Below are 15,820 nucleotides of genomic sequence, written 5' to 3'. Positions count from 1 at the left end.
CTTAACGGACCTCGACCGGAGCGCCTTGCAGGCGTTCTAACGCTTCGTTCACCGGTTGCGGCGTGAGCTGGCGCAAGCAGTTGTAATGACCGAAACGGCAGGTACGATCGAAACACGGGCTGCACTCGATACCCAGGCGAACGATCTCGACCTTCTCGGCCAGCGGCGGCGTGAAGCCCGGCGACGTCGAGCCGTAGACCGCTACCAGCGGGCGGTTCAGCGCTGCCGCGACGTGCATCAGGCCGGAGTCGTTGGACACCACTGAATCGGCGCAGGACAGCAAGTCGATGGCCTCGGCCAGCGAAGTAGCGCCGCTGAGGTTCACCGACTCTTCACGCAGGCCCGGAATCAGTCGCGAGCGAATGTCTTCGCCAACCGCGTGATCGTTCTTCGAACCGAACAGCCAGACTTGCCAGCCCTCGCGGATTTTCGCTTCGGCGACCTTGGCGTAGTGCTCCGACGGCCAGCGCTTGGACTCGCCGAATTCGGCACCCGGGCACAGCGCCAGCACCGGACGATCAAGGGCCAGATCGAACTTGGCCAGCGCAGCGTCGCGGCTGCCCGGGTCGATTTGCAGGCTCGGGCGCGGATACGGCTTGGGCAACTCGGCGCCCGGCTCATAGGCGAGCGCCATGAAGCGCTCGATCATCAGCGGGTAACGCTCTTTATCGAGGGTGCGCACATCGTTGAGCAGGCCGTAACGAAACTCGCCACGCCAACCGGTGCGTTTCGGGGTGCCGGCAAAGAACGGCACCAGTGCCGATTTCAGCGAATTGGGCAGCAAAATCGCCTGATCGTACTGGCCAGCCAGGGACTTGCCGATCCGCCGCCGTGTTGCCAGCTCCAGCACGCCGTGGCCGAGCGGAAAGCTCAAGGCCTGACGCACTTCGGGCATCCGCTCAAGGATCGGCCGACTCCACTCGGGGGCCAGCACGTCGATTTCGCACTGAGGATGACGCTGTTTCAGGCACTGAAAGAGTGTCTGCGCCATCACCATGTCACCGACCCAACTGGGCCCAACGATCAGAATTTTCATAGTTATCCACAAACGAATAAGGGAGGCATAAGCCTCCCCGCCTCGATAATTACTGTGGGAGCAGGCTTGCTCCCAGCGGCGTTCCGACGATAGGGTCATCACATTCAACATTGATGTCGACTGTCATTGTGCTATCGCGAACATGCTCGCTCCCACATCAAGAGTTGTTTCGTCCATGACTTCGAGTTCAGCTTAACCCCAGCTCGCGCCAGATCCGCAACACTTCGCGTCGCTCGGCCACAAACTGGTCCCCCGGAATCACCCCGGCCTCATTCTGCAGGGCCTGGCGGTGGGCCGCCGCGCGGTAGGTTTTATAGGCCTCACGCAGCAGGCTGGCGTCTTCGGCGGGCATCAACCCGACTTCCTCCAGACCTTCCAGGATGCGGATGTTATCCGTATAGCGGAGCAGCGAAGGGTGCGTGTCAGACCACGCCAACGCGGCGTATTGCACCATAAATTCAATATCGACGATACCACCGGCGTCCTGCTTGAGGTCGAACGGCGCAGTGGCTTCGAAGGCGTTTGGCGCGGTCCCGGCAGCGGTGCCCTTGCTCCCCAGGTTGTCGCGCATCTTGGCGCGCATCTCACTGACTTCCTGACGCAGCTTGGGTAAATCGCGTGCCCGGCCCAGAACCTTCGCCCGGACTTTCTCGAAGGCCTGGCCGACATCCTGACTGCCGACCAGCACCCGCGCCCGCACCAGCGCCTGATGCTCCCAGGTCCAGGCTTCGTTTTCCTGATAGCGCTCGAACGCCCCCAACGAACTGACCAACAGCCCCGACGCGCCGGAAGGGCGCAGGCGCATATCGACTTCGTACAACTGGCCGGAGTTGGTCTGGGTGGTCAGCAAATGGATGATCCGCTGCCCCAGCCGGGTGAAGAACTGCGCGCCGTCGATCGGTTTCGCACCGTCGGTTTCCGCTTGCGGATCACCATCGTGGATGAACACCAGGTCGAGGTCCGAACCATGCCCCAGCTCCAGACCGCCGACCTTGCCGTAACCGACAATGACGAACCCCGGGTCGCACAAAGTTCCGTCGGAACGCTGCGGCGAGCCGTACTTGGCGACCGTTTGACGCCAAGCCAGGGCCAGCACTTGCTCCAGAATGGCTTCGGCGAGCCAGGTCAGGTAGTCGCTGACTTTCATCAGCGGCAGACTACCGGCGATTTCCGAGGCCGCCACCCGCAGGCGGTGCGCCAGCTTGAAGTGCCGCAAGGCTTCCATCTGTTGTTCGAGATCATCCTCGGGAATCCGCGTCAGCCGCTCGCGCAATTCGGCGGCCAGCTCCGGCGCCAACGGTGGCTTGAACAGCCGCCCCTCGTTGAGCAGTTCGTCGAGCAACAACGGAAAACGGGTGATCTGTTCGGCAATCCACGGGCTGGCCGCGCATAAGGTCATCAGCCGCCGTAGCGCACCAGGGTTCTCGGTGAGCAGTACCAGGTAAGCCGAGCGCCGAGCCACCGCTTCAACCAACGGCAACACACGTTCCAGCACCAGGTCCGGGCTGGCGTGTTCAACCGCTTGCGCCAGCAAACGCGGAATAAAGGCATCGAGCCGTTCGCGCCCCAGACGTTGCATCGCCCGCAATTGCGGACTGCTGCGCAGGCTGGCGAGCGTTTTCAGGGCCTTGGGCGCATCGACAAAACCACCCTCTTCCAACTGACGGCAAGCGGCCTCTTCATCCTGGGCTTCCTCCCAGAGCGGCAACCACTCACCGCCGACCACCACTTCGCTCTCCTCGCCGTCCTCTTCATCCGGGTCAGCGATCACTTGACGGAAGTGCCAGTCGACCCGGCCGCGCCAGTACATCAGTTGTTCATGGAACGCTGTCCAATTGGCAAAACCCAACATAAAGGCAATGCGCGCCTGATCTCGCTCATCATGCGGGAGCATTTGCGTCTGCCGGTCGGCAATCGCCTGGATCGCATGCTCGGTGTAGCGCAGGAATTCGTAACCTTCGCGCAGCTCGCTGATCACCGCCGGCGGCAGGTAACCTTGCCCTTCCAGCGTGCTGAGTACTTTTAATAGAGGACGCTGCTGCAAACTCAGGTCGCGCCCCCCGTGAATCAGCTGAAAGGCCTGCGCGATAAATTCAACCTCGCGAATGCCGCCAGAGCCGAGCTTGATGTTGTCGGCCATGCCTTTGCGCCGGACTTCCTGCTGAATCAGCTGCTTCATGGTGCGCAGCGCTTCGATGGCCGAGAAATCCAGATATCGCCGGTAAACGAATGGCCGCAGCATGTCGAGCAATTGCGCGCCCGCCGCCTGATCACCGGCCACCACCCGCGCCTTGATCATTGCGTAACGCTCCCAGTCGCGCCCCTGGTCCTGGTAGTACTGCTCCAGCGCATTGAAGCTGAGCACCAGCGCGCCGGATGAACCGTACGGCCGCAAGCGCATGTCGACACGGAAGACAAAACCGTCGACGGTCATCGGGTCCAGCGCCTTGATCAACCGCTGGCCCAGACGAATGAAAAACTCCTGGTTGTCCAGCGCACGCTTCACGCCAACCGTTTCGCCACCTTCGGGGTAGGCGAAGATCAAATCGATGTCCGACGACAGGTTGAGCTCCACTGCGCCAAGCTTGCCCATCCCGAGGATGACCATTTGCTGCGGTTCGCCGCTGCGCCGCCCGGTGGGTGTACCGAACTGCTGGCAATGGCGCTGATACAACCATTGATAAGCCTGATCGATACTCGCATCGGCCATGTCCGAGAGGTCACGGCAGGTCTGGATCAGATCGGCCTGGCGGGTCAGGTCGCGCCAGATAATCCGCACTTGCTGACGGTTGCGCTGCCGGCGTAATACGCGACCCAACTCATCGTCGGTGGTGGCCGTCTGCACCGCAGCGGCGATCTGTGCGCACAATTCACCGGAGGTGAAACTTCGGTCGAGTTCGCCGGACTGCACAAGCTCAAGCAACATCAAAGGGTCACGCAGGCTCTGCTCAATGACGAAATCGCTGGCCGCTGTCACTCGGGCAAACGCTGCCCAGCGTTCTGGCGACCAGGTCGACAGGCCATGATCATCGTCAAACAGGGCAACAGCGGCACGGAACGACTGCTCGGCGCGGCTGGCAAGCGGAAGCAGAATGGCCGGCAGTTCGGCAAGCGAAGGAAGGCTCATGGTCTATCCTTGATCGGCGTAGAAAGGGCTGTCTGTAGTGAATTCATGAAATGCACTACGCAAAGGACTGTCGAACAAAAGTTAGAAATAGCTGAAATTTCGGTTTTTTTGGCAGCCAGCATCAAACTTCCACCTATCTCGGTTAGCTAAAGACCAACAGTAACGATTATTCTCACAACGCAGCAGGAGGCCACACGCCCGTCTTCTGTAGTTTTACTACTCGTATATACATTCGAAAGGCTGAAATGGCCGACGATTTGTAGTAAAACTACACGCCGCCGAATCAACCTCCGGCATTCCAAGAATTTATAACGTCTGCCCACAAGGCCAGTCGCTAACTCAGGCAACCGATTCTGGAAGCCTTTCCGCCCTGGAGCAAGCCATGCAAGACCTCGATCCCGTCGAAACCCAGGAATGGCTGGACGCCCTGGAATCGGTTCTCGACAAAGAAGGCGAAGACCGTGCTCACTATCTGATGACCCGTATGGGCGAACTCGCAACCCGTAGCGGTTCGCAATTGCCTTACGCCATCACCACGCCATACCGCAACACCATTCCCGTTACCCACGAAGCACGCATGCCTGGCGACCTGTTCATGGAACGCCGCATTCGCTCGCTGGTACGCTGGAACGCGATGGCCATGGTGATGCGTACGAACCTGAAAGATTCTGACCTGGGCGGTCACATCTCCAGCTTCGCCTCCAGCGCAACCCTGTACGACATTGGCTTCAACTATTTCTTCCAGGCCCCGACCGACGAACACGGCGGCGACCTGATCTACTTCCAGGGCCACACCTCGCCAGGCGTTTACGCCCGTGCATTCATGGAAGGCCGCATCACCGAAGACCAGATGAACAACTTCCGCCAGGAAGTCGATGGCAACGGTCTGTCGTCCTACCCGCACCCTTGGCTGATGCCTGATTTCTGGCAGTTCCCGACGGTATCGATGGGTCTGGGCCCGATCCAGGCGATCTACCAGGCACGCTTCATGAAGTACCTGGAAGCCCGCGGCTTCATCCCTGAAGGCAAGCAAAAAGTCTGGTGCTTCCTGGGCGACGGCGAGTGCGACGAGCCGGAATCCCTGGGTGCGATCTCGCTGGCTGGCCGCGAGAAGCTCGACAACCTGATCTTCGTCATCAACTGCAACCTGCAGCGCCTCGACGGCCCGGTTCGCGGCAACGGCAAGATCATCCAGGAACTCGAAGGCGTGTTCCGCGGTGCCCAGTGGAACGTGACCAAGGTCATCTGGGGCCGTTTCTGGGACCCACTGCTGGCCAAAGACGTCGACGGTATCCTGCAACGCCGGATGGACGAAGTCATCGACGGCGAGTACCAGAACTACAAAGCCAAAGACGGCGCGTTCGTGCGTGAACACTTCTTCAACTCGCCAGAACTCAAGGCGATGGTTGCCGATCTGTCCGACGACGAGATCTGGAAGCTCAACCGTGGCGGCCACGACCCGTACAAGGTCTACGCGGCGTACCACGAAGCGGTCAACCACAAAGAACAACCGACCGTCATCCTGGCCAAGACCATCAAAGGTTATGGCACCGGTGCCGGCGAAGCGAAAAACACCGCGCACAACACCAAGAAAGTCGATGTCGACAGCCTGAAGTTGTTCCGTGACCGCTTCGACATTCCGGTCAAAGACGAAGAACTGGAAAACCTGCCATTCTTCAAACCGGAGCCAAACAGCGCCGAAGCCCGCTACCTGAGCGAGCGCCGCACTGCACTGGGCGGTTTCGTGCCACAGCGCCGCGCGCAGAGCTTCAGCGTGCCGACACCATCGCTCGATACCCTCAAGGCGATCCTCGACGGCTCGGGCGACCGTGAAATTTCCACCACCATGGCCTTCGTGCGGATCCTCGCGCAGCTGGTCAAGGACAAGGACATCGGCCCGCGCATCGTCCCGATTATCCCGGACGAAGCCCGTACCTTCGGTATGGAAGGCATGTTCCGTCAGTTGGGCATCTACTCGTCCGTCGGCCAGCTCTACGAGCCAGTCGATAAAGACCAGGTGATGTTCTACAAGGAAGACAAGAAGGGCCAGATCCTCGAAGAAGGCATCAACGAAGCGGGCGCCATGAGCTCCTTCATCGCTGCCGGTACTTCGTACTCCAGCCATAACCAGCCAATGCTGCCGTTCTACATCTTCTACTCGATGTTCGGCTTCCAGCGTATCGGCGACCTGGCCTGGGCCGCTGGCGACAGCCGTACCCGCGGTTTCCTGATCGGCGGCACCGCCGGCCGGACCACGCTGAACGGCGAAGGCCTGCAACACGAAGACGGTCACAGCCACATTCTGGCCGCTACCATCCCGAACTGCCGCACCTTTGATCCAACCTACGGCTACGAGCTGGCGGTGATCATCCAGGACGGCATGAAGAAGATGACCGAAGAGCAGCAGGACGTTTTCTACTACATCACCGTGATGAACGAGTCCTACCAGCAGCCAGCCATGCCGGCCGGCGTGGAAGAAGGCATCATCAAGGGCATGTACCTGCTCGAAGAAGACAACCGCGAAGCGGCGCACCACGTTCAGCTGATGGGCTCCGGCACCATCCTGCGTGAAGTTCGTGAAGCGGCGAAGATTCTGCGTGAAGAGTTCAACGTCGGCGCTGACGTGTGGAGCGTTACCAGCTTCAACGAACTGCGTCGTGATGGCCTGGCCGTAGAGCGCACCAATCGCCTGCACCCTGGCCAGAAGCCTAAGCGCAGCTACGTTGAAGACTGCCTGATCGGCCGTAAAGGTCCGGTCATCGCGTCGACCGACTACATGAAGCTGTTCGCCGAGCAGATCCGTCAGTGGGTTCCGTCCAAGGAATTCAAAGTGCTGGGCACCGACGGTTTCGGCCGCAGCGACAGCCGCAAGAAACTGCGTCATTTCTTCGAAGTCGACCGTCATTTCGTGGTGTTGGCAGCCCTTGAAGCGCTGGCTGACCGTGGTGACATCGAACCTAAGGTGGTGGCTGAAGCCATCGTCAAGTTCGGTATCAACCCGGAAAAACGCAACCCACTGGACTGCTGAGGAGAGACTCTGTGAGCGAACTCATTCGCGTACCTGACATCGGCAGCGGTGAAGGTGAAGTAATTGAATTGCTGGTCAAGGTCGGTGATCGCATCGAAGCTGACCAGAGCCTGCTGACACTTGAGTCGGACAAGGCGAGCATGGAGATTCCAGCCCCCAAGGCCGGCGTCATCAAGAGCCTGAAAGTGAAGCTGGGCGATCGCCTGAAAGAAGGCGACGAGCTGATGGAACTGGAAGTCGAGGGTGCCGCTGCGGCACCTGCGGCTCCGGCCGCTGCACCTGCGGCCGCTGCAGCACCTGCTGCTGCACCGGCACCGCAAGCTGCTCCAGCACCAGCCGCTGCGCCTGCTGCTGCCACTGTTCAGGACATTCACGTCCCGGACATCGGCTCGTCGGGCAAGGCCAAGATCATCGAAGTACTGGTCAAGGTTGGCGACACCGTTGAGGCTGATCAATCGCTGATCACCCTGGAGTCTGACAAGGCCAGCATGGAAATCCCTTCGCCGGCTGCCGGCGTAGTGGAAAGCATCGCGGTCAAGCTCGAAGACGAAGTCGGCACTGGCGACTTTATCCTCAAGCTGAAAGTGGCAGGCGCTGCGGCACCTGCTGCGCCAGCACCAGCTGCCGCTGCCCCGGCTCAAGCCGCTGCGCCTGCCGCTGCTGCTGCTGCACCTGTTGCAAAAACCGAGGCCGCCGCTCCGGCGCCGGTATCTGCTCCAGCGCCAAGCGGTGCCAAGGTTCACGCAGGCCCGGCGGTTCGTCAGCTGGCCCGTGAGTTCGGCGTCGAGCTGAACGCGGTGAGCCCGAGTGGCCCACACGGTCGTGTGCTCAAGGAAGACGTGCAGGTTTACGTCAAAGCCATGATGCAGAAGGCCAAAGAAGCTCCAGCCGCAGGCGCAACCGGCGGTGCCGGTATTCCGCCGATTCCGGTCGTGGACTTCAGCCGCTTCGGTGAAATCGAAGAAGTGCCGATGACCCGCCTGATGCAGGCTGGCGCCGCCAACCTGCACCGCAGCTGGCTGAACGTGCCTCACGTGACCCAGTTCGATTCGGCTGACATCACTGAGCTGGAAGCTTTCCGTGTCGCACAGAAAGCCGTGGCCGAGAAGGCTGGCGTCAAGCTGACCGTACTGCCACTGCTGCTCAAGTCCTGCGCGCACCTGCTCAAGGAGCTGCCGGACTTCAACAGCTCGCTGGCGCCAAGCGGCAAAGCGATCATCCGCAAGAAATACGTGAACATCGGCTTCGCCGTCGACACTCCTGAAGGCCTGCTGGTACCGGTCATCAAGAACGTCGACCAGAAGAGCCTGCTGCAACTGGCTGCCGAAGCCGCTTCCCTGGCTGAAAAAGCCCGGACCAAGAAGCTCTCGGCAGACGAGATGCAAGGTGCCTGCTTCACGATTTCCAGCCTCGGACACATTGGCGGCACCGGCTTCACGCCGATCGTCAACGCGCCGGAAGTGGCGATCCTCGGTGTTTCCAAGGCAACCATCCAGCCAGTCTGGGACGGTAAAGCCTTCCAGCCGAAACTGATGCTGCCACTGTCGCTGTCCTACGATCACCGTGTGATCAACGGCGCAGCTGCTGCACGCTTCACCAAGCGTCTGAGCGACCTGCTGGGCGACATCCGCACCATTCTGCTGTAAAGACCGAGCGGCCCTCCTTCACCGGAGGGCCACTCGCGCTCCACGTTTTCCGAGCGCCACGCTCGTACCTCAACCCCGCCAATTTGGCGGGGCTTTTTTTTGCCCGGAAAAACACCCGTCACTTAAGCATGCGTCAACGTTCGATCACGCGTTGTATGTATTCCTACCGCCGATAGCAGTCGAGACTACTTTCGTGGCTTATTCAGACCACAGCCAAAGTCCACTTACCTATCAATATTTATCACCTGACGAACAATAGGATAGTGCCAACAAAGCACACTGACTGCTTTCACAAAACACTGTAACTTTCACCGCTACATTTCGAACGGATTCGAAAATGTTTAAACCGACTGTCGGCCCGATTATTGGCCATACCACAACTAACCATGTGCGCATTTTTTTACGCGGCGATATAGAAAACAATGCCCCAGCCTTTGCGGGGATACGTTATCGCCGCGCCGATGATACTCACTGGCCCACCGGTCAGTTTGTTGCGTTAACAGCACTTCGCGACCTGTCCGACGTTATTGCGCTCAACAACCTCGACGCCGATACCGCCTATGAGTACCAGGCTGGCTGGTTCAGTACCATGAGCCCGGTACACACCGTGGAAACGGTGCAAGAGCTACTCCTGCAATGGCCGAAAGAGATCTACCGCTTTCGCACCGCCTCAAGCAAAACCACTGCAGCACGCGGCTATATCGTTGGCTCATGCCGCTACCTGCGCATGACAGCGGGCAAGCCGTCGGCACCCGCCAAGGGCGACCGGATTTTTGCCGCCATCGGCGCCCTGACTGAAACGGCATCGCCACCGATCAGCGCCTTGTTGATGACGGGTGACCAGGTTTATCTGGATGACCTGAACATAATCGCCCCCGACCGGGAATACACGGACATTCTCGGCAAGTATCGAGCCGCTTTTTCCCAGCCACATATAAAGAAGGTAATGGCATCCCTTGCGACTTACATGATCCTCGATGACCACGAAATAGAAGACAACTGGCCCGCCAACGAAAGCGCAGACGACAAACTTCTCTACACCAACGCAATGGCCGCGTATGAGTTATATCAGGCCAGTCATAGCCCTGTTCATGAGTTACTGCCCAACGGGCAACCCAGTCGCGAACTAAAACATTACTGGTATCAGTTTTCCGAAGGGGATATCGAATGGTTCGTGACCGACAGTCGAACCCGACGCACGCTCGCGGCCGATGACCGACGTATCCTCGATGCGGAGCAGGAACACACCTTGTTCAAATGGCTGATCAACAGCCCGGCACGGGTCAAGTTCGTGGTCACCAGCGTGATGCTCTACCCCGACCGCAAGCACTATGGCGACGACGCCTGGCAAGCCTTTCCCGAGCAGCGCCTGCGTCTGCTGGAAACCATCCGGACCCACAAGATCAAGAACGTCATCATCGTTTCCGGTGATGTTCATGGTTCGCTCACCAGCCGCCTGAGTCACAGCGAAGACCCGGACTTCGAGGTTCACACCATCGTCTCGTCGCCTCTGTGCAACAGCGCACTGCTGCCCTACGCCAAAGCCTCGACCTTCGTACTCGACCAGCCACTGGTGCGGACTGCCGCGGGCGACTATTACCACCAACTGACCAGTAACGTGGTCAGCCAGGATAACTTTGCGCACCTGGTGGTCGACGCACAGCAGATTCGCGTCGGTTATCACGACCGGGAGGGCAACCCTCTGCAATCGACAAACATTAAATTGCGTTAAGCCTGGAAAATATCGCAGCCTTCGGCAGCTCCCCCAAGGCGGCGATCTTTTCGCACTACCACATTACTTTCAGCCCCCGGCTGGAGAAAACCCCGCCCTCGCCGATACAGTCTTATAGCACTTAGCCTTCATCCTTACTTGTCAGTCAGTGCAGCATGATGCAACCTTGCCGCAGGCAACAGTAAAGAGGGCGCGAGCCCGGCGCGATCAGCATTTTCGAAGCGAGTTTCTTCCATGAAAAGCCATCCCGATGCCGCCAGCCGTATGGTGGCCGAGGTAGTGACGCAGTTGCCCGTGCCCTCGCGGCTCGGCATGCTGCGTTTCGAACGGCTGAATGAACCAAGCTGGGCGCTGCTGTTCCTTGACCCAAACTGCGAACGCCAGTTCGGTTTGCCCGCTGTCGAGCTGTGCGCTCTGGTCGGCTCACCCTATGCGAGCCTGATGGAGCCCGAAGCGCGCTATCAGTTGCACGATGCGATCCAGCAGCAATTGACCGCAAGCCCGCATTACCTGGTCCGCTACACGCTTCACACCGCCCAAGGCTCCCTCAGCCTGCTCGAATTGGGCGAAGCCTATAAACAACACAATCGCCACCTGCTACGCGGCTATCTGCTGGTGGTCGACGGTTTGTTTACCGATGATCCGCTGCTACCGGCGCTGGACCTGGAAACCCAGAACTCGCGCCTGCAGATTGCCCTGGAACTGAACCAGCGCGCCCAGCAGGAACAACTGCTGCACCTGGATCGCGTTCGCGCCCAGCAAGATCTGATCCTGCTGCTCGCCCGCCAGCGCTACAGCACCGGCAACTCCTTGCAAGAAGCCGCCGAACTGATCACCCGTAGCGCCTGCGACATCTATGAAATCGACTGCGCGAGCCTGTGGAACCTCGAAGGCCAGAAGCTGGTACCGATTTCCGCCTACCACCGCGACTCTCAAGAGCACTGGTTACCGGACGTGATTGACGCCAGCAACTTCCCGGATTACCTGGAAGCCTTGCACACCAGCCGCGCAATCGACGCCCACAATGCCATGCGCGACCCGCGCACCCGAAGCATGGCCGAGAGCCTGCGCCCGCGTGACATCAATGCCATGCTCGACGCCAGCATCCGTGTCGATGGTCAGGTAGTCGGCGTGCTGTGCCTGGAGCAAACCGGCATGACCCGCGCCTGGCAGTCGGACGAAATCGCCTTCGCCGGCGAGCTGGCCGACCAATTCGCCCAGGTCATCAACAACCACAACCGCCGCACTGCCACCAGCGCCCTGCACCTGTTCCAGCGCGCGGTCGAGCAAAGTGCCAACGCCTTTTTGCTGGTCAATTGCGACGGTGTGGTCGAGTACGTCAACCCGAGCTTCACGGCGATCACCCAGTACAGCACCGAAGAAGTCCACGGCCATCGGCTGTCGGAACTGCCGGCGCTGGAGAACCTCAGCGAATTACTGTTCGACGCGCCCTCAAGCCTGGCCAAGAGCAACAGCTGGCAGGGCGAGTTCAAGAGCCGGCGCAAAAACCTCGAACCCTACTGGGGCCAGTTGTCGATCTCCAAGGTCTACGGCGACAACCGTGAACTGACCCACTACATCGGCATCTACGAAGACATCACCCAGACCAAGCTCGCCCAGCAACGTATCGAGCGCCTGGCCTACACCGACAACCTGACCAACCTGGGCAACCGTCCGGCGTTCATCCGCAACCTCGACGAGCGTTTCGCCCGCGACAGCGACAGCCCGATCTGCCTGCTGCTGGTGGACATCGACAACTTCAAGCGGATCAATGACAGCCTCGGCCACCAGACCGGCGACAAACTGTTGATCAGCCTGGCCCGGCGACTGCGCAACAGCCTGAGCCCGAGCGGCAGCCTGGCGCGTTTCGCCAGTAACGAGTTCGCGGTGCTGCTCGACGACACCAGCCTTAAAGCCGGCCAACAGATCGCCAGCCAATTGTTGATGACGCTGGATAAACCGATGTTCGTCGACAACCAGTTGATCAGCGTCACGGGTTCCGTGGGGCTGGCTTGCGCACCGCTGCACGGCCGCGATCCGCAAACCCTGATGCGTAACGCGGGGCTCGCGCTGCACAAGGCCAAGGCCAACGGCAAACATCAGGTTCAGGTGTTTACCGAAGCGCTGAACGCCGAGGCCAGCTATAAGCTGTTTGTGGAAAACAACCTGCGCCGCGCCCTGACCCAGAACGAGCTGGACGTGTTCTACCAGCCCAAGCTGTGCCTGCGCTCCGGGCGCTTGCTGGGGATGGAAGCGTTACTGCGCTGGAACCATCCGGAAAAGGGCATGATCCGCCCGGATCAGTTCATCAGCGTCGCCGAAGAAACCGGCCTGATCATTCCCATCGGCAAATGGATTGCCCGCCAGGCATGTCGCATGAGCAAAGAGCTGACCGCCGCCGGGCTGGGTAATTTGCAGGTGGCGATCAACCTGTCGCCCAAGCAGTTTTCCGATCCGGACCTGGTGTCGTCGATTGCCAACATCCTCAAGGAAGAACAGCTGCCCGCGCGCTTGCTGGAGCTGGAACTGACCGAAGGCCTGCTGCTGGAAGCCACCGAAGATACGCACTTGCAGCTCGACCAACTCAAGCGTCTGGGCCTGACCCTGGCCATGGACGACTTCGGCACCGGTTACTCATCGCTCAGCTACCTGAAAAAATTCCCGATCGACATCATCAAGATCGATCGCAGCTTCATCCATGAAATCCCGGACAACCAGGACGACATGGAAATCACCTCGGCCGTGATCGCCATGGCCCATAATCTCAAGCTCAAAGTGGTCGCCGAAGGCATCGAAACCGCCGAACAACTGGCGTTCCTCCGTCGCCACCGTTGCGATGTCGGCCAGGGTTACCTGTTCGACCGGCCGATTCCGGGCGCCGAGCTGATCGAGAAGCTGAAACGCTATCCGCGTGGCCCAATCGCCTGACAGCGCTGTAACACTCGGGCACACTGTGGGTCTTATTGCGTATATCGCTCATCCCAACCTGACTGAGAGGACTGATCATGGTTCTGCGCTCGGAAATTCTGGTGAACAAAAACGTGCTCCCAACTAAAGAACAAGCTCTGCCTGGCCGCGAAACTCCGATAAAAGTGCCGGACGAACACTTCGTCAACGGCCATCCACTGCTGGGCCCGTTCCCGGGCAACGTGGATTTCGCGATCTTCGGCCTGGGTTGCTTCTGGGGCGCCGAGCGGCGCTTCTGGCAGCGCGAAGGTGTGTACAGCACGTCGGTGGGTTACGCCGGTGGCTTCACACCGAACCCGACCTACGAAGAAGTCTGCTCGGGCCTGACGGGCCACAGCGAAGTCGTGCTCGTGGTCTACGAGCCGGAAAAGGTCAGCTACGAACAATTGCTGGCGATGTTCTGGGAACTGCACAACCCGACGCAGGGTATGCGCCAGGGCAACGACATCGGCACTCAGTACCGCTCGGTGATCTACGCCACCAACCCAAGCCAACTGGCAGCGGCCAAGGCCAGCAAGGAAGTGTTCCAGGCTGAACTGACCAAGGCCGGCCTCGGCACCATCACCACTGAAATCGAAGAAGCCCCGACGTTTTACTACGCCGAGGCCTATCACCAGCAATACCTGGCGAAGAACCCGGAAGGGTATTGCGGGATTGGCGGCACGGGCGTGACCTGCCCGATTTGAGGGGTGAACGCAGTACCTGTAGCGAGGGAGCTTGCTCCCGCTGGGGCGCGAAGCGGCCCTGAAATCAGTGACAACGTTCTTTCAGATAGAACCTATATACCGATTTTACGACTGCTTCGCAGCCGAGCGGGAGCAAGCTCCCTCGCCACACATTACTCCGCGATCAACCAATCCATCTGCCACCCGCCCTGGGTCTGGCCGAGTTTCTTCGACAGCCACGGCAGCAACTCGCGCAACTCTTCCTCCAGCCCCCACGGCGGATTGGCAATCGCCAGCCCGGAACCATTCAGGCTGTTTGGCGTATCCAGCGGATGCACCAACAACTCCACGCGCAACAACTTCGGCGCACCGGTGCCCGCCAGGTCCTGGTAGAACCGACGCAACATGCGCTGGTCCTTCACCGGGTACCAGATCGCCGCCACGGTTTGACGCATCCGGCCAATCGCCTCTTTCAAAGACGCGGCACAACGCTGCATCTCGTCGAGTTTCTCGAACGGCGGATCAATCAGCATCAACCCACGCTTCTCCGGCACCGGCAACAAAGCCCGTGGCACGTGCCAGCCTTCGCCCAAGTGCACTTTGACCCGGCGATCGCCTTTCATGTTGTCCTTGAGCAACAGCCCGTCTTCCGGGTGCTTCTCGTTGAGCAACACCCGGTCCTGCGGACGGGTCAAACGCCGCGCCAACTCCGGCGAGCCAGGGTAGTAGCGCAACTCGCCATCCGGGTTCATCTCATGCAAGACCCGCATGTAATCGGCGGTCAGCGGCGGCAGATCCTGCTCGCCCCACAAGCGTGCGATGCCTTCCAGGTATTCACCGGTACGGCTCGCCTGATCGCCCTGCAGGTCATACAGACCAATGCCGGCGTGGGTGTCGAGATAGGCAAACGGCTGCTCCTTGCGCGACATCAAGGCGATGAGGCGGGTCAAGGTCAGGTGTTTGAACACATCGGCGTGATTGCCGGCGTGGAAGGCGTGACGATAATTCATGGCTGCTCCTGCGACGGAGGCGAAGTTTACCTTGTACTGCGCCGAACGTCAGGACCGCCTGTAGGAGCTGCCGAAGGCTGCGATCTTTTGGCGTCTGCAAGAACGCCGGATCAAAAGATCGCAGCCTGCGGCAGCTCCTACAAGTGATCTGAGCAGAACTGAAAAATATGTAGATACCCATGGCCTGCCGGCGATCGAGCGCGAAGCGGTCGTAAATCTACAATCTCATTCCGCCAAATGCTCATACACCTATTACCGTTGCAATAGTTCGGACTGATAGCGCATCAAACACTCCAAAAGCACCTGCATAAATTGACGTTGATCTTCAACATCTTCATCAAAATAAGTCGTTATTTTGGTGAAGATGGAGTCAAAGTTCTCATCGGTACCCAGGTAGTATTTCAATGTGTCGATATACCACTCTCGATCACCATCACTAAAGGAAATAAATTCCGACCTCATCAGCAAATCAAATAACTGAGCAAGCTCAACCCTATCATTCACATTCTTCGAAACTATGACTTCCTCTCTTTCAGGATCGTCAACATTATCAATATCAAAGAGGAACAGTAAGCCCCGCAAGATAGACAGTTTAGGCGCACGTTTCAT

9 protein-coding genes are annotated in these 15,820 nt (G+C 59.3%); 5 read left to right on the top strand and 4 right to left on the bottom strand.

Translation table 11 applies throughout. The features are described from left to right. Position 1: 1 nt before the first annotated feature. Positions 2-1,036, bottom strand: coding sequence for a lipopolysaccharide heptosyltransferase II (gene waaF / locus AO353_RS12875; protein WP_054595302.1), 1,035 nt, complete (start codon positions 1,034-1,036; stop codon positions 2-4). Between the two features lie 187 nt (positions 1,037-1,223). After that, complete coding sequence (gene glnE, locus AO353_RS12870; protein WP_054595301.1) at positions 1,224-4,163, bottom strand: bifunctional [glutamate--ammonia ligase]-adenylyl-L-tyrosine phosphorylase/[glutamate--ammonia-ligase] adenylyltransferase; 2,940 nt, start codon at positions 4,161-4,163, stop codon at positions 1,224-1,226. Positions 4,164-4,545: 382 nt separating this feature from the next. On the opposite strand from glnE, the gene aceE reads away from it, so the two are divergent. The 5 genes from aceE to msrA all read left to right on the top strand — a co-directional run bounded on the left by aceE (position 4,546) and on the right by msrA (position 14,222). Further along, positions 4,546-7,191: a pyruvate dehydrogenase (acetyl-transferring), homodimeric type gene (gene aceE / locus AO353_RS12865; RefSeq protein ID WP_054595300.1), complete on the top strand. Its 2,646-nt coding sequence runs from the start codon at positions 4,546-4,548 to the stop codon at positions 7,189-7,191. Between the two features lie 11 nt (positions 7,192-7,202). Then, a complete protein-coding gene (aceF, locus tag AO353_RS12860; RefSeq protein ID WP_054595299.1) occupies positions 7,203-8,837 on the top strand; it encodes a dihydrolipoyllysine-residue acetyltransferase in 1,635 nt (544 codons plus the stop codon). Between the two features lie 337 nt (positions 8,838-9,174). Then, positions 9,175-10,569, top strand: coding sequence for an alkaline phosphatase D family protein (locus AO353_RS12855; RefSeq protein ID WP_054595298.1), 1,395 nt, complete (start codon positions 9,175-9,177; stop codon positions 10,567-10,569). A gap of 234 nt (positions 10,570-10,803) precedes the next feature. Next, positions 10,804-13,497 (top strand): GGDEF and EAL domain-containing protein, encoded by a 2,694-nt coding sequence (locus AO353_RS12850; RefSeq protein ID WP_054595297.1) that lies wholly within the window; start codon positions 10,804-10,806, stop codon positions 13,495-13,497. 77 nt (positions 13,498-13,574) lie between these two features. Next, on the top strand, positions 13,575-14,222 hold the full coding sequence (gene msrA, locus AO353_RS12845) for a peptide-methionine (S)-S-oxide reductase MsrA (RefSeq protein ID WP_054595296.1): 648 nt from the start codon (positions 13,575-13,577) through the stop codon (positions 14,220-14,222). Between the two features lie 152 nt (positions 14,223-14,374). Here the strand turns inward: msrA and AO353_RS12840 are convergent, their stop codons facing one another. Together AO353_RS12840 and AO353_RS12835 are read right to left on the bottom strand one after the other, a co-directional pair. Further along, positions 14,375-15,211 (bottom strand): 23S rRNA (adenine(2030)-N(6))-methyltransferase RlmJ, encoded by an 837-nt coding sequence (locus AO353_RS12840; protein WP_054595295.1) that lies wholly within the window; start codon positions 15,209-15,211, stop codon positions 14,375-14,377. 252 nt (positions 15,212-15,463) lie between these two features. Continuing rightward, positions 15,464-15,820, bottom strand: coding sequence for a hypothetical protein (locus AO353_RS12835; RefSeq protein WP_054595294.1), 357 nt, complete (start codon positions 15,818-15,820; stop codon positions 15,464-15,466).

Origin of the sequence: Pseudomonas fluorescens (assembly GCF_001307155.1) — a bacterium.
GTDB classification, from domain to species: domain Bacteria; phylum Pseudomonadota; class Gammaproteobacteria; order Pseudomonadales; family Pseudomonadaceae; genus Aquipseudomonas; species Aquipseudomonas helvetica.
Note: the sequence above shows the minus strand (reverse complement) of the source record. Positions and strands in the feature narration are given on the sequence as shown.

What these genes read in the sequence shown, in the direction of transcription:
- waaF (WP_054595302.1), bottom strand. Translation starts at nt 1,036, where the DNA reads ATGAAAATTCTGATCGTTGGGCCCAGTTGGGTCGGTGACATGGTGATG.
- AO353_RS12840 (WP_054595295.1), bottom strand. Translation starts at nt 15,211, where the DNA reads ATGAATTATCGTCACGCCTTCCACGCCGGCAATCACGCCGATGTGTTC.
- aceE (WP_054595300.1), top strand. Translation starts at nt 4,546, where the DNA reads ATGCAAGACCTCGATCCCGTCGAAACCCAGGAATGGCTGGACGCCCTG.
- glnE (WP_054595301.1), bottom strand. Translation starts at nt 4,163, where the DNA reads ATGAGCCTTCCTTCGCTTGCCGAACTGCCGGCCATTCTGCTTCCGCTT.
- msrA (WP_054595296.1), top strand. Translation starts at nt 13,575, where the DNA reads ATGGTTCTGCGCTCGGAAATTCTGGTGAACAAAAACGTGCTCCCAACT.
- AO353_RS12835 (WP_054595294.1), bottom strand. Translation starts at nt 15,820, where the DNA reads ATGAAACGTGCGCCTAAACTGTCTATCTTGCGGGGCTTACTGTTCCTC.
- AO353_RS12855 (WP_054595298.1), top strand. Translation starts at nt 9,175, where the DNA reads ATGTTTAAACCGACTGTCGGCCCGATTATTGGCCATACCACAACTAAC.
- AO353_RS12850 (WP_054595297.1), top strand. Translation starts at nt 10,804, where the DNA reads ATGAAAAGCCATCCCGATGCCGCCAGCCGTATGGTGGCCGAGGTAGTG.